The organism is Streptomyces sennicomposti, from assembly GCF_019890635.1.
Classification (GTDB): domain Bacteria; phylum Actinomycetota; class Actinomycetes; order Streptomycetales; family Streptomycetaceae; genus Streptomyces; species Streptomyces sennicomposti.
The window spans coordinates 142823-165277 of the sequence record NZ_JAIOAB010000001.1 but is presented as its reverse complement, the minus strand read 5'-3'; the positions used below and the strand labels follow the sequence as shown (position 1 = coordinate 165277).

19 protein-coding genes and 1 riboswitch are annotated in these 22455 nt (G+C 72.6%); of the genes, 10 read left to right on the top strand and 9 right to left on the bottom strand.

The window, feature by feature from the left end:
• Positions 1–132: 132 nt before the first annotated feature.
• Both K7787_RS00620 and K7787_RS00615 read right to left on the bottom strand, forming a co-directional pair.
• Positions 133–369, bottom strand: coding sequence for a hypothetical protein (locus K7787_RS00620; RefSeq protein ID WP_009191087.1), 237 nt, complete (start codon positions 367–369; stop codon positions 133–135).
• Positions 370–703: 334 nt separating this feature from the next.
• On the bottom strand, positions 704–1261 hold the full coding sequence (locus tag K7787_RS00615; protein WP_223000080.1) for a DUF6082 family protein: 558 nt from the start codon (positions 1259–1261) through the stop codon (positions 704–706).
• Between the two features lie 319 nt (positions 1262–1580).
• Between K7787_RS00615 and K7787_RS00610 the strand changes: the two genes are divergently transcribed.
• Positions 1581–2825, top strand: coding sequence for a CobW family GTP-binding protein (locus K7787_RS00610; RefSeq protein ID WP_223000079.1), 1245 nt, complete (start codon positions 1581–1583; stop codon positions 2823–2825).
• A gap of 271 nt (positions 2826–3096) precedes the next feature.
• Here the strand turns inward: K7787_RS00610 and K7787_RS00605 are convergent, their stop codons facing one another.
• The gene (locus K7787_RS00605) at positions 3097–5553 is read right to left on the bottom strand and encodes a DNA gyrase/topoisomerase IV subunit A (RefSeq protein WP_223000078.1); all 2457 of its coding nucleotides are present in this window, start codon (positions 5551–5553) and stop codon (positions 3097–3099) included.
• Between the two features lie 418 nt (positions 5554–5971).
• Here K7787_RS00605 and K7787_RS00600 point away from each other — a divergent pair, with 418 nt between their 5' ends.
• From K7787_RS00600 to K7787_RS00585, 4 genes are all read left to right on the top strand, one after another.
• A complete protein-coding gene (locus K7787_RS00600; protein WP_009191091.1) occupies positions 5972–7342 on the top strand; it encodes a M16 family metallopeptidase in 1371 nt (456 codons plus the stop codon).
• On the top strand, positions 7339–8727 hold the full coding sequence (locus K7787_RS00595; protein ID WP_009191092.1) for a M16 family metallopeptidase: 1389 nt from the start codon (positions 7339–7341) through the stop codon (positions 8725–8727). Before K7787_RS00600 ends, K7787_RS00595 begins: the two co-directional genes overlap by 4 nt.
• 223 nt (positions 8728–8950) lie before the next feature.
• Positions 8951–9113, top strand: a riboswitch (cyclic di-AMP (ydaO/yuaA leader).
• 12 nt (positions 9114–9125) lie between these two features.
• Positions 9126–9884 (top strand): M23 family metallopeptidase, encoded by a 759-nt coding sequence (locus K7787_RS00590; RefSeq protein ID WP_009191093.1) that lies wholly within the window; start codon positions 9126–9128, stop codon positions 9882–9884.
• Positions 9885–10143: 259 nt separating this feature from the next.
• On the top strand, positions 10144–10803 hold the full coding sequence (locus K7787_RS00585) for a GntR family transcriptional regulator (protein WP_019981867.1): 660 nt from the start codon (positions 10144–10146) through the stop codon (positions 10801–10803).
• Positions 10804–11202: 399 nt separating this feature from the next.
• On the opposite strand, the gene K7787_RS00580 is transcribed toward K7787_RS00585, so the two are convergent.
• Positions 11203–11484, bottom strand: coding sequence for an HPr family phosphocarrier protein (locus tag K7787_RS00580; RefSeq protein WP_009191095.1), 282 nt, complete (start codon positions 11482–11484; stop codon positions 11203–11205).
• A 220-nt stretch (positions 11485–11704) separates the two neighbouring features.
• Here K7787_RS00580 and K7787_RS00575 point away from each other — a divergent pair, with 220 nt between their 5' ends.
• The 5 genes from K7787_RS00575 to K7787_RS00555 all read left to right on the top strand — a co-directional run bounded on the left by K7787_RS00575 (position 11705) and on the right by K7787_RS00555 (position 18664).
• Positions 11705–14560, top strand: a complete 2856-nt coding sequence (locus K7787_RS00575; protein ID WP_223000077.1) for a bifunctional acetate--CoA ligase family protein/GNAT family N-acetyltransferase — start codon at positions 11705–11707, stop codon at positions 14558–14560.
• Between the two features lie 52 nt (positions 14561–14612).
• On the top strand, positions 14613–15209 hold the full coding sequence (locus K7787_RS00570) for a DUF5998 family protein (protein WP_009191098.1): 597 nt from the start codon (positions 14613–14615) through the stop codon (positions 15207–15209).
• Positions 15209–16399: an alkaline phosphatase family protein gene (locus K7787_RS00565; RefSeq protein WP_223000076.1), complete on the top strand. Its 1191-nt coding sequence runs from the start codon at positions 15209–15211 to the stop codon at positions 16397–16399. Before K7787_RS00570 ends, K7787_RS00565 begins: the two co-directional genes overlap by 1 nt.
• Positions 16400–16466: 67 nt before the next feature.
• The gene (locus K7787_RS00560) at positions 16467–17123 is read left to right on the top strand and encodes a thymidine kinase (protein ID WP_164391851.1); all 657 of its coding nucleotides are present in this window, start codon (positions 16467–16469) and stop codon (positions 17121–17123) included.
• Positions 17124–17674: 551 nt separating this feature from the next.
• Entirely contained in the window at positions 17675–18664 is a 990-nt protein-coding gene (locus K7787_RS00555) for a helix-turn-helix domain-containing protein (RefSeq protein WP_223000075.1), read from the top strand.
• Positions 18665–18837: 173 nt separating this feature from the next.
• Here the strand turns inward: K7787_RS00555 and K7787_RS00550 are convergent, their stop codons facing one another.
• The 5 genes from K7787_RS00550 to K7787_RS00530 are packed head-to-tail and all read right to left on the bottom strand — an operon-like array spanning position 18838 to position 22363.
• Complete coding sequence (locus K7787_RS00550; protein WP_308036262.1) at positions 18838–19740, bottom strand: serine hydrolase domain-containing protein; 903 nt, start codon at positions 19738–19740, stop codon at positions 18838–18840.
• On the bottom strand, positions 19737–20267 hold the full coding sequence (locus K7787_RS00545; protein ID WP_223000074.1) for a hypothetical protein: 531 nt from the start codon (positions 20265–20267) through the stop codon (positions 19737–19739). Before K7787_RS00545 ends, K7787_RS00550 begins: the two co-directional genes overlap by 4 nt.
• Before the next feature lie 31 nt (positions 20268–20298).
• Complete coding sequence (locus K7787_RS00540; RefSeq protein ID WP_223000073.1) at positions 20299–21381, bottom strand: HTTM domain-containing protein; 1083 nt, start codon at positions 21379–21381, stop codon at positions 20299–20301.
• Positions 21378–22022 (bottom strand): DUF5819 family protein, encoded by a 645-nt coding sequence (locus K7787_RS00535; RefSeq protein ID WP_223000072.1) that lies wholly within the window; start codon positions 22020–22022, stop codon positions 21378–21380. Before K7787_RS00535 ends, K7787_RS00540 begins: the two co-directional genes overlap by 4 nt.
• Positions 22019–22363: a hypothetical protein gene (locus K7787_RS00530; protein WP_223000071.1), complete on the bottom strand. Its 345-nt coding sequence runs from the start codon at positions 22361–22363 to the stop codon at positions 22019–22021. The genes K7787_RS00535 and K7787_RS00530 overlap by 4 nt, the downstream gene beginning before the upstream one ends.
• Between the last annotated feature and the right edge of the window lie 92 nt (positions 22364–22455).

Genomic DNA, 22455 nt, shown 5'->3' with positions numbered 1-22455 from the left:
GTCGAGCAGAGCGGGGTGCCGGACTGCTCGCCGGGTGGACGGAACCGGCGCGCGGGGCGGTGGCGTACGGCCGGGACGTGCGACGGGACGGGTCGGGGGTGGACGCGTGCTCGTCCGGGAGGGGCGGGAGGGTCAGGCGTCGGGGATGTCCGCCTTGGCGCGAATCAGGGTCTCCCGGCTGACGACGACGATGCGCTCGTAGTCCGCGCGGGAGGCGTCGGCGGGCAGCTCACGCTCCAGCGCCTCGGTGGCCTCGGTGCCGATCACGGCGAAGTTGCCGTCGCTCAGCTCGAAGAGATCGGGGCAGTTGGCTCCCGAGGTACTGCCACGGGCGCTCGGCGGCACACCGATGCGGCGCACGATTTTCAAGGGTTACCGGTCCTTACACGTTCTGGGCACAGTTGTGGCCAGAACACGCTACTGGGGACCGCGGGGCCGATGTGGCCGCATGGCGCAAAAGTCACCCGAGCGGCGGCGTACCGAACGGGGATTCCGCGCCCCGCCGGACCCCGCCGCGCGGACAGACGGACGACGGGGCGGCCCATGACGCCGAGACCGAGGAAAGCCGGACCCCCGCGCGGACAGACGACGGCCGGAGCCCCCACGCCCCCGGCGAAGCCCCCGCGCCCCCGGCGAAGCCCCTGCCTCCCCGGCGGAGCCCCCGCGCCCCGGCGGAACCGCCGGGAGGACACGGGTGAAGTCGTCAGGAAGCCGCGGGAGGCGGCGTGCCCACCACCCACCACTCGTCCGTGTCCGCCTCGTCCAGATCCCTGATGAGACCGTCGACCATCCGCCCGATCCGCGCCTCGTCCGACGCGTGTTCGAGGGTGGCGCGCTGTTCCTTCGAGGCCTCCCAGTACTCCCGCATCACCGGGTTCTGGAAGATTTCGCGCAGCCGTCCGAACAGCTCCCGCTCGTCCAGCAGCCCCGCCCGGTAGAGGTGGTAGAGGTTCACGTACCAGGCGTTGGCGTAGAGGAACTGGCGGCGCTTCTCCACGGGGATGCCCGCGTCGTAGGTGTTGATCACCGCGGCGAGGGAGGGATCGTCGATCGCCCTGGCCAGCAGTTCCCAGTGCATGCGCTGCTGGTGCCGGAGGGCGGTGCGCCGGGAGGAGAGTTCCTCCAGTTCCAGCCGCCGTGCCGCCAGCCGCTCGGCCTCCAGGCGGCGTTGGCGCGCGGCCAGTGTGAGTGCGGCGGTGGCGAGCAGCAGACCGGTCGCGGCGGAACCGAACCTCCCCGTGCCCTTTTTCTGTGTGGCCATGTCAACCCCCGTATCAGGCGGCCGTCCGCCGGTCGTCGGGGTCTGGGCCGGGTGACGGGAACCGGCGAGCGGTGGGCGGCGCTTGCCGTCTCCCAGACTGCCGAGCGGCTCTGGTCGGCGGGGAGGCGGAGAGGCGGCGCACGGAGGGAAGCGAGGGTCGCACGCTCCGGCGCCATGCCCAACGTCTGCCCGGTGGACGCTGCTAACAATCGTTCACTTCGGCATGATTCGCGCGGCTCGTATCCTGGGGCGGCATTCAGTCTCGTACGTGCACGCGGCCGTGAGCCGGTGCACGCGTCGGCGTGAGAGAGGTAGCGCGGTGCAGCAGTCGAACCCGGAGGCGGGCCCGGGTCCCACGGTGCGGCAGATCCCGGTCGTCGTCCTGGCCGGATTCCTCGGTTCCGGGAAGACCACGCTCCTCAACCACCTCCTGCACCACAGCGGCGGCAGCCGGATCGGCGCCCTCGTCAACGACTTCGGCGCCATCGAGATCGACGCCATGGCGGTGGCCGGGGCGCTCGGCGACTCCACCGTCTCCCTCGGCAACGGATGCCTGTGCTGCGCGGTCGACGCCGGGGAACTCGATCTCTACCTGGACCGGCTCACCCGGCCCGCCGCCGGCGTCGACGTCGTCGTGATCGAGGCCAGCGGGCTCGCCGAGCCCCAGGAACTCGTCCGCATGGTCCTCGCCAGCGAGAACCCCCGGGTCGTCTACGGCGGACTGGTCGAGGTCGTGGACGCGGCCGAGTTCGACGCCACGCGCGCCAGGCATCCGGAGATCGACCGGCACCTCGCGCTCGCCGACCTCGTCGTCGTCAACAAGGCCGACCGCGCCGACGGGGGAGAGCGGGTGCTCGGGCTCGTACGGTCTCTGGTGGACCGGGCCGCCGTCGTCCCGGCCTCCTACGGCCGCATCGACCCCGAGTTCCTGTTCGACTGCCGGCCGAGCGAGGAGCGCGTCGGGCAGCTCTCCTTCGACGACCTGCACACGCACGAGGAGGACGAGGCGGCCGACGGCCACGGCGGCCATCTGCACACCGGCTACGACACGCTCTCCTTCTCCTGCGACACGCCGCTCGATCCGCGCCGGCTGATGCGCTTCCTCGACAGCCGGCCCGAGGGTCTGTACCGCGTCAAGGGGTACGTCGACTTCGGTGCCCACGACGCCCGCAACCGTTACGCGGTGCACGCCGTCGGCCGCTTCCTGCGCTTCTATCCCGAGCCGTGGCCGGCCGGCGAGCCGCGCCGCACCCAGCTCGTGCTCATCGGCGCGGGCGTCGACGTGCCGGCCCTGGACAAGGAACTCCAGGCGTGCGGGGCGGACGGCCCGCACACCGCCGACGAACACGCCATGTGGGGCGTCCTGCGCTACGTGCCGCAGCCGGACGAGCCGGACGAGCCGGACGAGCCGGACGAGCCGGACGAGCCGGACGGACCGGAAGCCCGCCAGGCCTCCGGTGCTCCCGGCCTCGACGCCTCCGACCCGCGGGAACCCGGCTCGGCCGCCCTCGACCCGGAGGATCTGGACTTCGACACCCCCGACCCGGAAGAGCCGGACCTCTAGACACGGCACCCCGGAGGCCCAACCGCCGGGACGCCCGCCCGGGAGACCCCAGCCGTCGAGACACCCGCCCCCGCCGGGCACCCGAGGCCGGGAGGCCTCGACCTTCAAGGGCCCCCGGCCCTCCGCCGGGCACCCGAGGCCTGCAGGCCCCGACTTTCGAGGCCCCCAACCCTCCGCAGGGCACCCGAGGCCCGCAGGTCTCACCCCCCAAGGCGCCCGACTCCCCGGCCGGGCACCCTAGGCCGGGAGGCCCGGAGGCCTCCCGGTCGGATCAGGCCGGGCCCGCCACCGCCGCCACCGTCTTGGCCAGCGACACGCCCGAACCGTCGCGGCGCGGGTCGATGTCCGGGAGTTCGGCCGGGGCGCCGTTCTTCTGGGCCGCCCGGGCCGGGACCGGGCCCGCCCACGCGAAGGACAGGCAGTCCTCGCCCTTCAGGAACCGCTGGCAGCGCACGCCGCCGGTGGCCCGGCCCTTGCGCGGGTACTGGTCGAAGGGGGTGACCTTCGCCGTCGTCTGCACCGAGTCGTCGAGCGTGCCGCGCGAGCCCGCGACCGTGAACACCACCGCGTCCGCGGCCGGGTCCACCGCCGTGAACGAGATGACCTTGGCGCCGTCGGCGAGCTTGATGCCCGCCACACCGCCGGCCGGGCGGCCCTGCGGCCGGACCTGGGAGGCCTGGTAGCGCAGCAGCTGGGCGTCGTCCGTGACGAAGACCAGGTCCTCCTCGCCGGTGCGCAGCTCCACCGCGCCGACGATCCGGTCGCCCTCCCTGAGGGTGATGACCTCCAGCTCGTCCTTGTTCGCCGGATAGTCGGGCACCACCCGCTTCACGACGCCCTGCTCGGTGCCGAGGGCGAGCCCCGGCGAGGACTCGTCCAGCGTGGTCAGGCAGATCACCGTCTCGTCGTCCCCGAGGGAGACGAACTCGGTGATCGGCGCGCCGCCGGAGAGGTTCGGCGCGGTCGCCGTCTCGGGCAGCTGGGGCAGGTCGACGACGTTCACCCTCAGCAGGCGGCCGGCGGAGGTCACCACGCCCACCTCGCCGCGCGCGGTGGCCGGCACCGACGAGACGATCACGTCGTGCTTGACCCGCTTGCCGTCCGCGTCCTGGGGGAGCGGCTCGTCGTTCGGCGTGCGGGCCAGCAGGCCCGTCGAGGACAGCAGGACCCGGCACGGGTCGTCCGCCACCTGCAGCGGCACCGCGGCGACCGGCACGGCGCCGGCCTCCAGCAGCAGCGTGCGCCGGGGGGTGCCGAACTTCTTGGCGACGGCGGCCAGTTCCGTGGAGACCAGCTTGCGCAGCTCCGCGTCCGAATCCAGGATCCGGGTCAGCTCCTCGATCTCCGCGGTGAGCTTCTCCTTCTCCGCCTCCAGCTCGATCCGGTCGTACTTCGTCAGCCGGCGCAGCGGGGTGTCGAGGATGTACTGCGTCTGGACCTCGCTCAGCGAGAACCGCTCCATCAGCCGCTGCTTGGCCTGCGCGGAGTTCTCGCTGGACCGGATCAGCCGGATGACCTCGTCGATGTCCACCAGCGCCGTGAGCAGGCCCTCGACCAGGTGCAGCCGGTCGCGGCGCCTGCCGCGGCGGTACTCGCTGCGCCGCCGCACGACCTCGAAGCGGTGGTCGAGGTAGACCTCCAGCAGCTCCTTCAGACCCAGCGTGAGGGGCTGGCCGTCGACCAGGGCGACGTTGTTGATGCCGAAGGACTCCTCCATCGGCGTCAGCTTGTAGAGCTGCTCCAGGACCGCCTCGGGCACGAAACCGTTCTTGATCTCGATGACCAGGCGCAGCCCGTGCTCGCGGTCGGTGAGGTCCTTGACGTCCGCGATGCCCTGGATCTTCTTCGAGCCGACCAGGTCCTTGATCTTGGCGATCACCTTCTCGGGGCCGACCGCGAAGGGCAGCTCGGTGACGACCAGGCCCTTGCGGCGGGCCGTCACGGTCTCCACCGTCACCGTGGCGCGGATCTTGAACGTGCCGCGGCCGCTCTCGTAGGCGTCCCGGATGCCGGAGAGGCCGACGATCCGGCCGCCGGTGGGCAGGTCGGGGCCCGGCACGTGCTTCATCAGCGCGTCCAGGTCGGCGTTCGGGTAGCGGATCAGGTGCCGGGCGGCCGCGATCACCTCGCCGAGATTGTGCGGCGGCATGTTCGTGGCCATGCCGACGGCGATGCCCGACGCGCCGTTGACCAGCAGGTTCGGGAAGGCGGCGGGCAGCGCCACCGGCTCCTGCTCCTGGCCGTCGTAGTTCGGCGCGAAGTCGACCGTGTCCTCGTCGATCGACTCGGTCATCAGGCTGGTCGCCTCGGCCATGCGGCACTCGGTGTACCGCATGGCGGCCGGCGGGTCGTCGTTGCCCAGGGAGCCGAAGTTGCCGTGGCCGTCGACCAGGGGGACGCGCATCGAGAAGGACTGCGCCAGCCGCACCAGCGCGTCGTAGATCGACGCGTCGCCGTGCGGGTGGAGCTTGCCCATGACCTCGCCGACGACGCGGGCGCACTTCACGTAGCCCCGCTCGGGGCGCAGCCCCATCTCGTTCATCTGGTACACGATGCGGCGGTGCACCGGCTTCAGGCCGTCCCGCGCGTCCGGCAGGGCGCGCGAGTAGATGACCGAGTACGCGTACTCGAGGAAGGAGCCCTGCATCTCGTCGACGACGTCGATGTCGAGGATCTTCTCCTCGTACGGCTCGTCGGGCGGCGGGGTCTTCGTGCTGCGGCGGGCCATCGCTGCCGGCTCCTTGCTGAAGCGTGTGACGGGATCTGACGCGGACCATTGTGGACCGCCCGACTGACAACGCGGACCGGGCCCCGCCCCTTGGCCGCCGGACGCACCGCCCGCGGACCCGTCCAACACCCCCTGCGCGGGCCCGCGCAGACACCCTGACGCGCCCCCGCCGCACCCCCCCGCGCGCCGCCCCGCACCCCTCACGCCCCACCACGCGCCGTGGGCGCTCCCGTGCGCCGCACGCGCCCTCGCCGCGCCCCGGGGCTCCCCGCGCGGCGGGTCGCCGTCCCTCTTTCGTTCTCGCTCTCGGCGTACGACGTCCGGGAACTTCGCCAGGGGTGCGCGCGCTTGCATACAGTGGCAGGACCGGCAGGAAAAGGGCGGTTTCCAGACCGCCATCGCGATCGAAGGGACGTACATGCCCATGGGTCACACGGCCACAGCCGAGGCAGGCTCCGGCGGCCTGACAGCGACCGAGCACCGCCTGGCCAACGGCCTTCGCGTGGTGCTCTCCGAGGACCACCTGACCCCGGTCGCGGCGGTGTGCCTCTGGTACGACGTCGGCTCCCGCCACGAGGTCAAGGGACGCACCGGTCTGGCTCACCTCTTCGAGCACCTGATGTTCCAGGGCTCCGCCCAGGTCAAGGGCAACGGCCACTTCGAACTGGTGCAGGGCGCCGGCGGCTCGCTCAACGGCACCACCAGCTTCGAGCGCACCAACTACTTCGAGACCATGCCCGCCCACCAGCTGGAACTCGCCCTCTGGCTGGAGGCCGACCGCATGGGCTCCCTGCTGGCCGCCCTGGACGAGGAGTCCATGGAGAACCAGCGCGACGTCGTCAAGAACGAGCGCCGCCAGCGCTACGACAACGTCCCCTACGGCACCGCCTTCGAGAAGCTGACCGCCCTCGCCTACCCGGAGGGGCACCCGTACCACCACACGCCCATCGGGTCGATGGCGGACCTGGACGCGGCCACCCTGGAGGACGCCCGCGCGTTCTTCCGCACCTACTACGCGCCCAACAACGCCGTCCTGTCGGTCGTCGGCGACATCGACCCGCAGCAGACGCTCGCCTGGATCGAGAAGTACTTCGGCTCCATCCCGGCCCACGACGGCAAGCCCGAGCCGCGCGACGGCTCCCTGCCCGACGTCCTCGGCGAGCAGTTGCGCGAGGTCGTCGAGGAGGAGGTCCCGGCCCGCGCCCTGATGGCCGCCTACCGGCTGCCGGAGGACGGCACGCGCGCGTGCGACGCGGCCGACCTCGCCCTCACCGTCCTCGGCGGCGGCGAGTCCTCCCGCCTCTACAACCGCCTGGTGCGCCGCGACCGCACCGCCGTCGCGGCCGGCTTCGGCCTGCTGCGGCTGGCCGGCGCGCCCTCCCTCGGCTGGCTGGACGTCAAGGCCTCCGGCGACGTGGAGGTGCCGGTCATCGAGGCCGCCATCGACGAGGAGCTGGCCCGGTTCGCCGAGGAGGGCCCGACCGCCGAGGAGATGGAGCGCGCGCAGGCGCAGCTGGAGCGCGAGTGGCTGGACCGGCTCGGCACCGTCGCCGGCCGCGCCGACGAACTGTGCCGGTTCGCCGTCCTGTTCGGCGACCCGCAGCTCGCCCTGACCGCCGTCCAGCGCGTCCTGGAGGTGACCCCCGAGGAGGTCCAGGAGGTCGCCAAGGCCCGCCTGCGCCCCGACAACCGCGCGGTGCTCGTCTACGAGCCGACGCCCGCCGCAGCGGCCGACGCCCAGGACGCGGACGCCGCGGCCACCGACGACACCGAGGAGACGGCGAAGTGACCGAACTGGCCACCATGGACTTCCACCCCCAGCCGCAGCCCGGCGAGGCCAGGCCGTGGGCGTTCCCGGCGCCCGAGCGCGGCGCCCTCGACAACGGGCTCACCGTGCTGCGCTGCCACCGCCCCGGCCAGCAGGTCGTCGCCGTCGAGGTGCTGCTCGACGCGCCCCTGGACGCCGAGCCGAAAGGCCTGGACGGCGTCGCCACGATCATGGCGCGAGCCTTCTCCGAGGGCACCGACAAGCACTCCGCCGAGGAGTTCGCCGCCGAGCTGGAGCGCGCCGGCGCCACCCTCGACGCGCACGCCGACCACCCCGGCGTCCGGCTCAGCCTGGAGGTGCCCGCCTCCCGCCTGGCCAAGGGCCTCGGGCTGCTCGCCGACGCCCTCAGGGCGCCCGCGTTCGCCGACTCCGAGGTGGAGCGGCTGGTGGGCAACCGGCTCGACGAGATCCCGCACGAGCTGGCCAACCCCTCCCGCCGCGCCGCCAAGGAACTCTCCAAGGAGCTGTTCCCGGCCGACGCGCGCATCTCGCGCCCGCGCCAGGGCACCGAGGACACCGTCCGCGCCATCGACGCGGCGGCCGTCCGCGCCTTCTACGACCGCCACGTACGGCCCGCCACGGCCACCGCCGTGGTCGTCGGCGACCTCACCGGCATCGACCTGGACGAACTGCTCGGCGAGACCCTCGGCGCCTGGACCGGCTCGCCGGCCAAGCCGCGTCCCGTGCCGCCGGTCACCGCCGACGACACCGGCCGCGTCGTCATCGTGGACCGGCCCGGCGCCGTCCAGACGCAGCTGCTCATCGGCCGCGTCGGCCCCGACCGGCACGACCGGGTGTGGCCCGCGCAGGTGCTCGGCACCTACTGCCTCGGCGGCACCCTCACCTCCCGCCTGGACCGCGTCCTGCGCGAGGAGAAGGGCTACACCTACGGCGTGCGGGCCTTCGGCCAGGTGCTGCGCTCGGCCCCCGACGGCTCGGGCGCCGCGATGCTCGCCATCAGCGGCTCGGTCGACACGCCGAACACCGGCCCGGCCCTGGACGACCTGTTCACGGTGCTGCGCAAGCTCGCCGCGGGCGGTCTCACCGACGCCGAGCGGGACGTCGCCGTGCAGAACCTCGTCGGCGTGGCGCCGCTCAAGTACGAGACGGCGGCGGCCGTGGCGAGCACCCTGGCCGACCAGGTGGAGCAGCACCTGCCCGACGACTACCAGGCGACGCTCTATCAGCAGCTCGCCGCCACCGGCACCGTGGAGGCCACCGCGGCCGTCGTCAACGCCTTCCCGGTGGACCGCCTGGTGACCGTCCTCGTCGGCGACGCGGCGCAGATCAAGGAGCCGGTCGAGGCCCTGGGCATCGGTCAGGTCACCGTCGTCGCCGCGGAGTAGCGGCATCCGCCGCCCGCGCGGGGCGGCAGCGGCGCACGCGTGCGCGTGGGGCCCTGGTGACCGAAGCGTCACCAGGGCCCCGTCATGTCCGAATTGCGGGAGAGGCTGCCCGTCTGACCTGTGGCCTGCGCTACAAAACACCGGATCCGTTTGGGAATTGAAAGCGGCCCCGTCTAGCGTCGGTCCGGCTGTTCGTCGGGCAGTGCGCCGCACCCGCGGCACCGGACAGTCATCGCCGAGTCCCCGTACGGCGCGAGCCAGGGGAGCCGGGGACCCACGCAGTCCCTGGGGTGAATCGGACGCCCGCGCGCCAGCGAGGGGGTCCGTAGGAGACCTTCCTGCTCCGAACCCGTCAGCTAACCCGGTAGGCGAGAGGGAAGGAAAGGACCCACGTCTGCATGGCGTTCACGCGCGCCACCGGGAAGCACCGCCGGCCCAGCCGGATGCACCGCACCACCGCCCGAGCGGCGGGCGTCGCGGCCCTCACCACCACCGGCGTCCTCGGCACCCTGGCCGCCGCTCCGGCGCTCGCCGCCGAGACCCCGGCCCCCGAGGACACCGGCCTCACCCCGGTCATCACCATCGGTGACACCGTCGCCGCCAGGATCGACGCCCAGGCCGCCGCCCAGCAGCACGCCGCGGAGCAGAAGCTGGCCGAGCAGGCCGCACGCGAGAAGGCCGCCGCGCTGGCGAAGAAGGAGCGCGAGGCCAAGGAGCGCGCCGCCCGCGAGGCCGAGCGCAAGCGCCTGAACACCTTCGTGCCGCCGATCTCCGGCTCCTACGTCTCCACCGGCTACAAGACCGGCGGCTCCCTGTGGTCCTCCGGCTCCCACACCGGCGTCGACTTCCACGCCGCGAGCGGCACCACCGTGCACGCGGTCGGCGTCGGCACCGTCGTGGAGACCGGCTGGGGCGGGGCGTACGGCAACCAGATCGTGATCCGGATGGCCGACGGCATGTACACGCAGTACGGCCACCTGTCGTCCATCGGCGTCACGGTGGGCCAGCAGGTCGTCGCGGGGCAGCAGATCGGCGTGTCCGGCGCGACCGGCAACGTCACCGGGCCGCACCTCCACTTCGAGGCCCGCACCACCCCGGACTACGGCTCCGACGTCGACCCGGTCGCCTACCTGCGCCGGCACGGTGTGAACGTCTGACCATCGGTCCACGACCGCCGAAGAGCGCGGAAGCGCGCGGAAGCGCGCGGAAGACCACCGAAGGTCCACGAAGCCCCGGCCCCGAGCCGGGGCTTTCGGCGTTTCCGGCCGCCCGAGGTATTTTGCTTGTCCAAAAATTTCCCATGGAACCCGGCTGCCCGTCGGAAATCCCGGCGTATTGCAATAGAGTCACGGAACAGGTGTCGTCCGTCGCCGGCACGGCACGGTGATTTCAGCGGGATTCGGGCGGAGGTCGGGAATGCGTGTTCCGGCGCACTCGGTGTGCACGGCGATCAGGGACGACATCGTCGCCGGTGTCCATGAGCGCGGCAGCCGGCTCACCGAGGAAGTCCTCGCCCGCCGCTACGGCGTCTCCCGCGTCCCGGTGCGCGAGGCGCTGCGCACCCTGGAGGCGGAGGGCTTCGTGGTGACGCGGCGGCACGCGGGCGCGTGCGTGGCGGAGCCGACCGGGCAGGAGGCCGCCGACCTGCTGGAGATGCACCGGCTGCTGGAGCCGCTGTGCGCCGCCCGGGCCGCCGAGCGGCGCACCCAGGCTCACCTCAAGGTGCTGCGCGGCCTGGTCAGGCTGGGGCAGGAGCGGGCCGCGAGCGGCTCGGGCGAGGAACTGCGGGCGCTCGGGGGCTGGTTCCACGAGACGCTGGCGCAGGCCTGCGACAGCCCGGCGCTGACCGCGACGCTGACCCAGCTGCGGCACAAGATCGCCTGGATGTACGTGGTGGAGACCCCGGCCGACCCCGTCGCGGCCTGGTCCGAGCACGGCGCCATCGCGGACGCCGTGGCGCGCCGCGACGGCGAACGCGCGCGTGCGCTGACCGCCGCGCACACCGAGCGGACGGCCGCCGGGTGCCGCGTGAGGACTTCGCAACATCCCGTAAACATGTCGGGCGCGTGGCATTAACACGATGCCCGTATACAAAGAGGGATATCCGACCGAGGTGAATTACCGCTGCCCTTTTCCGGGTTTCCGTAATTCCCGTACGAGTGCGGTGCGGCGGATTCTTCGGGGCTGCCCGGAAATACGCTGAGCGCGTCCACCGGAGACGCCCGGTCCGTCCTGCCTCAAAACGCCGGGGCCCGGACGCGCGGAAATCCGGGGGCGCAGAAACCCGGACACGCCGGATCTCGGACCCGCCGGATCCCGAGAGCACCGGACCGGGGCGGCTACGGAGTCCGGAAGCGCCGAGGCCCCGGAAACGCCGAAGCCGCCCCGCCCGGGAAGGGCGGCGCGGCTTCGGCGTGTGGTCCGGCAGGTGATCCAGGTGATCCAGGTGATCCAGGTGATCCGCCGGACCCGGGATCAGACCGTCTCGGGAAGTTCCTCGAGCCCCTCGGCGACCAGCTTGGCCAGGCGGTCCAGGGCGGCGTCCGCACCCTCGGCGTCGGAGGCCAGGACGACCTCCTCGCCGCCCTGCGCGCCGAGGCCGAGGACGGCCAGCATGGAGGCCGCGTTGACGGGCGCGCCATCGGCCTTGGCGATCGTCACGGGGACGCCGGAGGCCGTGGCGGCCCGGACGAAGATGGAGGCGGGGCGGGCGTGGAGACCCTCGGCCCAGCCGACGTTGACGCGGCGCTCAGCCATGTGATGCTGCCCTTCAGGTGTACCGGGTTGTCTAGACCAGTTTCCCACATCCGGAGGACCGCCCGGGCGGCACGGTCACCGCCCCGGGCCCGGACGCCGGACCGCGCCCCGGACGGCGGCGGCTCGCAGGCGTCCCGGCGGGTGCCGGCGGGTCCCCACCGGTGTGGTCCCCACAGACTGCCTCGCGCCGCTGTCGGTGGCTAGCCGTACTCTGGGGCCCATGCAGACCGCGTCGGACCGGCACGAGTATCCAGCCCACTGGGAGGCCGACGTGGTGCTCCGCGACGGCGGCACCGCGCGGATCCGGCCCATCACCGCCGAGGACGCCGACCGGCTGGTCAGCTTCTACGAACAGGTGTCGGACGAGTCCAAGTACTACCGCTTCTTCGCGCCCTACCCGCGCCTGTCCGCCAAGGACGTCCACCGCTTCACCCACCACGACTTCGTGGACCGGGTCGGCCTCGCGGCCACGATCGGCGGCGAGTTCATCGCCACCGTCCGCTACGACCGGATCGGCGCCGCCGGGCAGCCCGCCGGCGCCGGCACGTCCGACGAGGCCGAGGTCGCCTTCCTGGTGCAGGACGCCCATCAGGGCCGCGGAGTCGCCTCCGCACTGCTCGAACACATCGCCGCCGTCGCCCGCGAGCGCGGCATCCGCCGGTTCACCGCCGAGGTGCTGCCCGCCAACACCAAGATGATCAAGGTGTTCACGGACGCCGGGTACACCCAGAAGCGCAGCTTCGAGGACGGCGTCGTACGCCTGGAGTTCGACATCGAGCCCACCGACCGCTCGCTGGCCGTGCAGCGCGCGCGGGAACAGCGCGCCGAGGCGCGGTCGGTGCGCCGGCTGCTCGTGCCCGGCTCGGTCGCGGTGGTCGGCGTGGGCCGCGCGCCCGGGGGAGTGGGCCGCAGCATCCTCGACCACATCCGCGACGGCGGGTTCACCGGCCGACTCCACGCCGTCAACCGCGCCTTCGAGGCCGGCCGCACGGAGATCGCCGGGGTGCCCGCCCACCGCTCGGTGCGGGAGATCGACGGACCGGTCGACCTCGCGGTGGTGGCGGTGCCGGCCGAGCACGTCCCCGGGGTCGTCACCGAGTGCGGCGAGCACGGGGTGCAGGGCCTCGTCGTGATCTCCGCCGGGTACGCCGAGAGCGGCCCCGAGGGACGCGAGCGCCAGCGCGCCCTGGTGCGGCACGCGCGCGCGTACGGGATGCGCATCATCGGCCCGAACGCCTTCGGCATCGTCAACACCTCGCCCGGCGTCCGGCTCAACGCCTCCCTCGCCCCCGAGATGCCCCGGCCCGGCCGCATCGGCATGTTCGCGCAGTCCGGCGCCATCGGCATCGCCCTGCTCTCCCGGCTGCACCGGCGCGGCGGCGGCGTCACCGGCACCACCGGCGTGTCCACCTTCGTCTCCTCCGGCAACCGCGCGGACGTCTCCGGCAACGATGTCCTCCAGTACTGGTACGACGACCCGGACACCGACGTCGCCCTGATGTACCTGGAGTCCATCGGCAACCCGCGCAAGTTCACCCGCCTCGCCCGGCGCACGGCCGCCGCCAAACCGCTCGTCGTCGTGCAGGGCGCCGGATCGGCCCCCCAGGGACACGCCGTACGGGCCACCCGGCTGCCGCACGCCACGGTCTCCGCCCTGCTGCGGCAGGCCGGCGTGATCCGCGTGGACACCATCACCGAACTGGTGGACACCGGACTGCTCCTCGCCCGCCAGCCGCTGCCCTCGGGACCCCGGGTGGCCATCCTCGGCAACTCCGAGTCCCTGGGCGTCCTGACGTACGACCGGTGCCTCGCCGAAGGGCTGCGCCCCCAGCCGCCCCGGGACCTGACCACCGCCGCGTCCGCCGAGGACTTCCGGGCCGCGCTGGCGCAGGCGCTCGCCGACGAGACCAGCGACGCGGTGGTCGTCACCGCCATACCGGCCCTCGGCGAGGGCGCCACCGAGGACGCCGCCCTGGCCGCGGCGCTGCAGTCGGCCGCCGAGGCGGCGCCGGGCAAGCCGGTGCTGGTGGTCCACGTCGAGCTGGGCGGCCTGGCCGAGGCCCTGTCCGCGGCGGCCAGCACCGGCCCGCAGGCCGCCCCCGCCGACCCCGCGACCGGCCCCGGCGCCCTCACCGCCTCCACCACGGCCGCCGCCCCGCAGGCCACCCCGGCGCAGCCGTCCGACGCGGCCCCGCCCCGCCCCGCCGCCGGCCCGCGCCTCATCCCCGCCTACCCCGCCGCCGAACGCGCCGTCCGCGCCCTCGCCGAAGCCGTCCGCTACGGGCAGTGGCGGCGGGAGGCCGCCGATCCCGGCAAGGTGCCCGAGTACGACGACATCGACGAGCGGGGTGCCGCCGAGCTGATCCGCACCCTCCTCGCGCGCGGACAGGGCCTCACCCTCGGCCCCGAGGAGACCTGCGAGCTGCTCGGCCGCTACGGCGTCCACGTCCGCCGGGCCCTGCCCGCGCCCACCCCCGACACCGCCGTCGAGGCCGCCCGCAGCCTCGGCTACCCCGTCGCCCTGAAGGCCACCGCCCCGCATCTGCGCCACCGCGCCGACCTCGGCGGCGTACGCCTGGACCTCGCCGACGAGGAGCAACTGCGCCGGGCCTACGCCGAGCTGACCGAACTGTTCGGCAAGCCGGAGGAACTGCGGCCGGTGGTGCAGGCGATGGCGCCCCGCGGCGTCGACACCGTCGTCCGGGCGGTCATCGACCCGGCGGCCGGCGCGGTGCTCTCCTTCGGGCTCGCCGGCGCCGCCTCCCAGCTGCTCGACGACATGGCGCACCGGCTCGTCCCCGTCACCGGCCGGGAGGCGACCTCCATGGTCCGCTCGATCCGGACGGCCCCCCTGCTGTTCGGCTGGCGCGGCTCCGCACCGGTGGACACGCCCGCCCTGGAGGAACTGCTGCTGCGCGTGTCGCGGCTCGTGGACGACCACCCGGAAGTGGTCGCCGTCACCCTGGAGCCGGCCGTCGTCGCCCCGCGCGGGGTGAGCGTCCTCAGCGCCAGCGTGCGCCTGGCGCCCCCGCCCGCGCGGGACGATCTCGGACCGCGCACGCTCCCGGCGTACTGACGGCGCTTGTCCCGCGCGCAGCGGTGCCTCGCAGTCGCCGCGCCCCCGTAGGATGGACGGCATGGCCAAGACCAGTACGACGACCCAGGGGCTGCGGGCGGCGATCGAACGCAGCGGCTACTACCCGGCTCTCGTGGCCGAGGCGGTGGAGGCCGCCGTGGGCGGCGAGCCCATCCGGTCGTACCTGGTCCACCAGGAGACCACCTTCGACCAGAACGAAGTGCGCCGCCATGTGACGGTGCTCGTCCTCACCGACAACCGCTTCATCGTCAGCCACACCGACGAGCAGGCCGCCGACACCACCTCCCCGACGCCGTACGCCACCACCTCCACCGAGTCGGTCAGGATCGACCGGATCTCGTCGGTCGTCGTCAGCCGGATGGTCGCCAACCCCGAGCAGTACACGCCGGGAACCCTGCCCCGCGAGGTGGTCCTCACCATCGGCTGGGGCGCCGTCTCCCGCATCGACCTGGAGCCCGCCGCCTGCGGCGACCCCAACTGCGAGGCCGACCACGGATACACGGGCAACTCCACGGCCGACGACCTGAGCCTGCGCGTCAGCGAGGCCGGCGACGGCCCCGAGACGGTGCGCCAGGCCCTCGCCTTCGCCCAGGCCATCTCCGAGGCCACCGCGGACGTCACCCGCTGATGACACTGTCCACCGCCTGGGACCACCCCGAGCCGCTCGCCGTCGCCTCCGCGCCCGTCCCCGCGTACGGCTCCGGCTCCCTCGCCGACCTGCTGCCCACGCTGGCCGCGGGCATGGGCGTACCGGACATGACGGCCGCCATCCCCGAGCTGACCCCGGCCGACCGCGCCTGTGTCTTCCTGATCGACGGGCTCGGCTGGGAGCAGCTGCGCGCGCACCCCGGGGAGGCGCCCTTCCTGACCTCCCTGCTGGACAGCTCGCGCGGCGGCACCGGCCGGCCGATCACCGCCGGCTACCCCGCCACCACCGCGACCTCCCTCGCCTCCGTCGGCACCGGCCTGCCGCCGGGCGCCCACGGCCTGCCCGGCTACACGGTCCGCAATCCGGCCACCGGCGAGCTGATGAACCAGCTGCGCTGGCAGCCGTACACCGATCCGCGCGCCTGGCAGCCGTACCCCACCGTCTTCCAGCTGGCCCAGCGGGCCGGCGTGCACAGCGCGCAGGTGTCCTCGCCGACCTTCGAGAACACCCCGCTGACCAAGGTCGCCCTCACCGGCGGAACGTTCCTGGGACGGCTGACCGGCGAGGACCGCATGGATGTCGCGGCCGAGCAGCTGGCCGCCGGCGACCGCGCCCTCGTCTACACGTACTACTCCGAACTCGACGGCGCGGGCCACCGCTACGGAGTGGACTCCGACACCTGGCGCGGCCAGCTCATGCACGTCGACCGGCTGGTCCAGCGCCTGGCCGAACAGCTGCCCGAGCGCAGCGCCCTCTACGTCACCGCCGACCACGGCATGGTCGACATCCCGTTCGACGAGCAGCACCGCATCGACTTCGACGAGGACTGGGAGCTGCGCGCCGGCGTCGCCCTGCTCGGCGGCGAGGGCCGCGCCCGGCACGTGTACGCCGTCCCCGGCGCCGCCGGCGATGTGCTGACCTGCTGGCGGGAGGTGCTCGGCGAGCAGTTCTGGGTCGCCTCCCGGGACGAGGCGGTGGCGGCCGGCTGGTTCGGGCCGCGGGTGGACGACCGCGTGTACGAACGGCTCGGTGACGTGATCGCCGCCGCCCGCGACGACGTGCTGCTCATCGCCTCCGAGCGGGAGCCGAAGGAGTCCTCGATGGCCGGCAACCACGGCTCGATGACCCCTGCCGAGCAGCTGGTGCCCCTCCTCGAAGTACGCCCCTGACGCGCTGCCCGTACACCGCGGCCCGCCGACCTCCCTCCCCGCCCCGCCGAAAGGTGCCCGACCTCCCATGCCCGAGCTGGTGTTCTTCTCCGGAACGATGGACTGCGGGAAGTCGACACTGGCTCTCCAGATCGAGCACAACCGTTCGGCGCGCGGCCTCGTCGGCATGATCTTCACCCGCGACGACCGGGCCGGCGAGGGCAAGCTGTCCTCGCGCCTCGGCCTGGTCACGGACGCGGTCGAGGTCGAGGACGGCGTGGACCTGTACGCCTACCTGGTCGACCATCTCTCCCGGGGCGGGCGCGCCGACTATGTGATCGCGGACGAGGCCCAGTTCCTCGCGCCGGAGCAGATCGACCAGCTCGCGCGCGTGGTCGACGATCTGGAGATCGACGTCTACGCCTTCGGCATCACCACCGACTTCCGCTCCAAGCTGTTCCCCGGCTCGCAGCGGCTGGTCGAACTCGCCGACCGCGTCGAGGTGCTCCAGGTGGAGGCGCTGTGCTGGTGCGGCGCCCGCGCCACCCACAACGCCCGCACGGTGGGCGGCGTCATGGTGATGGAGGGCGCCCAGGTCGTCGTCGGCGACGTGGACCACGCGGCGGACGAGGTCGGCTACGAGGTGCTGTGCCGCCGCCACCACCGCCGCCGGATGACCGCAGCCTCGGCCCGCGCGGCGGCCCTGTCCCCGGACGTACTGCCGGTGGTTTCGGACCGGCGTTGAGGGACTGGCGTCGTTCGCTCGTACCGCGGCGCGGCCGCCAGTAAGGCCTGGTAATCCCCGCAGGGCCCGAAGTCGCTGTTCACCGTCGAACCGATCACGAAGGGCATGTGGTCATGATCACAATACCTTTGCTTTGCCATGATCGGGCTGCTGGATAGTATTTCACGGCGGATGCGACCGGAAAGCGGGGTGAACTTTCGCGTAATCCGCTCGCGCTCCGCAGAGGAATTTCGCAATTCATCGGGGGGTGTTGTGCGCAGGGGAGATCACGCCTTTCCGGAATCCAGCACCCGTGCTGTGCGCCAGGGGCGCCGTGCCCCCACGGGCTCCGCTCGTGAGGTGCCCGGCAAGCGGAGCCCCTCCCGGCCCGGATTCGGCGCCGGACATCCCGTCGGACCTGTTCCGCGACGGTACACGGGCATCCGCCCGTCATCTCCCGCCGCACGGCACGCCCCCTGACCGAATCGCGTCCCGCCCGCCGGAATCCCGTCGGCGCGCACCCGCCTGACCATCGGGTGCGTACAGGGATTCCGTACCGTCATGGGGGAACTTTGTTCAAAGTCGACATGTCCGTTCTGGGGCTCTCGCAGGACGAGAGCGACGTTTATCAGTATGTTCTGCGCCACCCTGGAGTCGCTGGTGCCGGCGACATTATCGGTTTGAGTGTCCCGCGTGCGCGGACGGAAAAGACGGTGGCACGTCTGTGCGCGTTGGGAATCCTCGAAGAAAATCAGGAAGGACGGCTCGACGCAGTCGATCCCGAGGCCGCCATCGACCATCTGGCGGAGCTGCGGCTGCGGGAACTGCATCAGGAGTTCCAGGACATCACCCGCTCCCGGCGTCTCGTCGGCGTGCTGCGGGCCGACCGCCGCGAGCGCACGGACCGGACGGGCGAGCCCCGGGGCGTGGAACGGCTGCGGGACGCGCCCGAACTGCGGGGCCGGATCGACGACCTGACGTTCTTCTGCCGCCGGGAGTTCCTCTCGATGGAGCCGCGCACTGTGTTCACCGCGGAGGACGCCATGGTGGCCGCACCGCTCGACGAGCGCCTGCTGCGGCGCGGCGTACGCGTACGCCGGGTCGTGCGCAAGGAGATGCTGCGTCACCCCCAGGCGCGGCTGTATCTGCGTGACCTGCTCAGGCAGGGCGCCGAGATCAGGGTGGCCGAGGGTATCGAGGTCCGCGCTCTGGTCTACGACGACGACGCCGTGCTCATAGCGCCCGGCGACATGCCGAGTGACGCCCTGGCCGTGCGGGACGGCGAGCTGATCGCCGCATTCCGTTCCTTGCTGGAGAGCGTGTGGGAGGCGTCCGATGAACTGCCCGCCGACGACTGGTCCGGTGCGGGCGACGGTCTGAAGGAGATCGAGCACCGGGTGCTTGACCTGATGTGCCGGGTCACCAAGGATGAGGCCGGTGCCCGTGCGCTGGGGGTGTCGGTGCGGACCTACCGGCGCCACGTGGCCGATCTGCTGACCGCGCTCGGCGCTTCCAACCGGGTACAGGCCGCACTGATCGCACGCGAACGCGGCTGGATATGAGGCGGGCGGGTGGGCCGACCGGACCACCTCCGGCCGGCCCACCCCGCTCCCGTCGGCCGGACTCCCGTCCGCCCGTGCGACGTCCGTCGGTTCGCCCCGCGTCCGTCCCCCCGTTCGGCACCTGTCGGCGCCTGGAACCCACTCTGTCGCGTGCCGGGGAGCGACGCACGTCGCTATGAGCCGGGGCCTTCCGCGCCTGTCTGGCCGCGAGCCTGGCCGGAGGCGGCGCGCGCCTGCGTCAGCAGATCGACGCCGATGCGGTCCGTGGCTTCCGGCGGCCCGCCGAGCCGGTGCACCGCGACCCAGTCGCCCGTGTCGTCGAACGCACCGGCGAAGACGGAGGCGTCCCGGGTCGCGCCGTTGTGCCACCGCAGTTCGCCCGCGGTCTGCCAGGACGCGGCCGGTTCGCCTAGCTCGCGGTCCACCAGAAGGCCCGTGACCAGGGCGGCCACCGCGCGAGGGGTGGCCCACATGCCGCCCGCGGGCAGGATCGCCCCGTTCATGGTCCAGCTCGACCGCTCGCCGCCGAAGCGGCCGCGAGCCCGCAGCAGACGGTCGGCGGGCGGCGCGTGCGTCACGCCGTCGGCCATGCCCAACGGCCGCAGTACTTGTTCGCTCACCAGCTCGGCGTACGGTTGCCCGGCCGCCTCCTCGAGCGCCGCACCGAGCAGCGCGTAACCGAGGTTGGAGTACTCCTCCCGCTCCCCGGCGGGACGTTCGGCGATCTGATCGAGCCGGCCCACGAGATCCCGCAGCCGCTCTCCGGTGAAGCCCGCGTAGGGATCCCATCCGGGACCGTACCGGCCGGGAGGCAGCCGCGGCAGTCCTGAGGTGTGCTCCATCAGATGGCGCAGCGAGATGCCGGTCTCGGGCGCGTCCGGCAGCCATCTGCGCACCGGGTCGTCGAGTTCCAGGACCCCAGCTCGGGCGAGGCGCTCCAGCGCGGTACCGGTGAGCACCTTCGTCAGCGAACCGATCTCGACGAACCGGTCCAGGTCGTGCCCGTGTTCCACGAGGGTGGGACCCCCCGCGCGCAGCACGGCCTGCGGGACGCGTCGGCGGGCCCGCGAGATCACCGGGCCGCCCACCGTTCCAGCAGCGCCTCACACGCGGCGGCGCTCGGACCACTTGGCCGCCCGGCACCGTGCCACCACCCGACGAGTACGGAGGGGCACAGCTCGCCAGTGACGAAACGATCCAACACCGCCTGAGAGAGAAGTACTTCGCGTTCGGTGTAGGCGCGAACCGTCGCGGACACGTCCCACTCGCTCTCGCCGTCCGTGTGCCGCAGGCGCACGGTCATCCGCGGTGCGGCCTCGGCCCCGCCGAAGCCCAGCGCGGCGGCCACCAGGCCGGCCGCCGCCCCCATACGGCGCCGCAGCGGGGATCCGGTGGGCACCGCCAGTACGGCCATCTCGTCGACCTCCGGCCAGTCCCACACCCGGGCCGGCCGGCAGCTGTCCCCGGCGGACGGCGCCTCATGCCCCGTCGCGCCGAGCGCTTCGACCGCCTCGGCACCACGGTCCGTCAGCAGCAGGCCCGTGCAGAGCGCGTCCGCAGGAGCGCCCAGCCAGCAGCCGTCGTCGATCCAGAAGAGACCCACCGCCGTTCCCCGGCCGTCCGGTCGGACGGGCTCAGACGGTTCGGGCGGGGGAGCGGCCGGCCTGTTCGCTGACACTGGTCGAACCTGTCCTTTCGATGTCGGGACCACCCGTCACCCTATCCGCCGCATCACCGGCCGTGATCGAGCCAACAGGCCTGGACAGCCAGGGCAGTTGCCGCTCGGCCGCTCGGCGGACCCGATCCCCGGCACGGCGCGCCGCGCGCACCGCGTTGTCCAGGCCCCGGCTGAGGAAGACCAGATCGCAGGCCACCATGGTCAGCGCGAAACCCGTCAGACCCATCAGCAGCGCGATGGACACGTGCAGCCCGATGGACCCCACCGCCGCCCACGACCGCAGGCGCGGCACCAGGACGCCGAGCGGGAAGTACACCATGAACAGCGTGGCGGCATAGGTGCCGGCCACGACCAGCAGGTCGTTCTCGTACACCAGGCGGGACACCCCGGGCCACTCGAACTCCGGGATGCGCAGCACGTAGAAGAGCGCTGTCCCGTCCTGCCACACCCTGCCCTGCACCTTGCACAGACCGCTGACGACGTACACCAGGCAGATCTGCGCGGCGATGGCGGCCACCCCCAGGTTGTGCAGTGCGGGTGTCACCGCCCGCAGCGTGCCAGGGACCCGGGGCGCCCAGCGGCGCACCAGCCCGAACGACACGGCGAACCGGTCGTAGCAACGGGTCAGCAGCAGCATGGGCAGCACCAGGTACGCGAGATTGTCTCCGCCGTCGAGAATCAGCGGCTGACGCTGGAACACCGACCACAGCAGCGCCCAGTGCAGCACCAGTACGGCCCGGCCGCCCAGCCCGAGCATGACCGCGAGCGCGGCGAGCAACCCCATATGGAAGACGATCTCGAACCACAGACCCGACGCGCTCAGGGACAGCAGGCTGAACGTCTCGTTGTCGTGCAGGCCTTGGACGAAGTCCCGCCAGGGATACACGCCGTCGGGACCGAACAGGTATCGGCGGTCGCTGTACTGGCCGGCGTAGAACATGAAGCCGGTGAAGCCCAGCAGCGCGCGCGTGCCGCACACACCGGTGACGGCGGCGGGGGCGACGCTCAGCCGGTCCAGTGAGGCCCAGAGCCTCTTCATCGCAGGTCACTCACCTTTCGCCAGCCCAGGTCCTCGACGTGCACCGGCTCCTTGGCCTTCGCTGCGGGGTCGTCGCGCCCGGACCACGGTCGCAGCTCGTGGACGTAGACACGTACCTGGATCTTCTGAGGCCGTCCCTCGCACACGCCGGGCATCTGGGTGAGCGCGTACCTGGACAGCAGCCGGACCGTGTCGTCGCGCGAGCGCTCCTCATAGGGAAGGGGCGGCAGCACGGGCTTCTTCTGCTCGGTCTCCCACCGGCGCAGACGGTTCAGCACCGGATCGGTGTTCTGCAGGGACTGCAGTCCGGTGGACACGAGCCGGGACATGCGAGAGGGGAAGAATCGGTCGTTCTGGGTGCGGCGGATATAAGGAGTCGTCACGTCGTAGAAAGCGGTGGTCTCCCCGTCGGCGCAGAATGCCTGGGCGAGAATCCCGCGGTCGTCCGCGAGGGGGTCCGGTGCGAAAAGCTGCCAGTCCTGCGATAAATAGGGACTCAGTATCTCCTCGACCGTGCCCGAGTACCGGACCTTCTCCGGATTCAGCGGGGCCTGGGAGAAGGCGGCCAGGAAGAAATAGGCGCCCAGGAGGGCGGTACCGACGAGCAGCACCGCCCTCCTGGCCAGAAGCTGATGCCTCACTGGTCGAAGATCGCTTCGACGCCGACACCGGCGTCCCCGGTCCGGCCGTTCGAGGCGGAGCCGAGACTCGATATCTTCGTCATGTTGCCGGCGGCCTGGCGCAGGGCAGTCGTACCGGCTGCCGCCTTGGCGTGCACATAGCCCCGCCCGGCCGCCTTGCCCACCTTGGTGGCGGCGCGCACCAGGCCGCCGAAGGCGGCCGGCGCGGGCTGACCGTCGTCGGCCACAGCGGTCGTCTGCGTGACCGGACGGGCCGGCACGGCCTGCGCCGAACCCTGCGTGGCCAGGACCATGGCGGCACCGCCGAGGACAAGACCCGTTGCCGCGATGACCTTCTTCATTCATTTCTCCCGATTGCTTTTTCGTCGACGCCGGTACCGTCGTCGGTCGATCCTCGACCGTGAACGACGGGTTGTCTGCACCGGCAATCGAA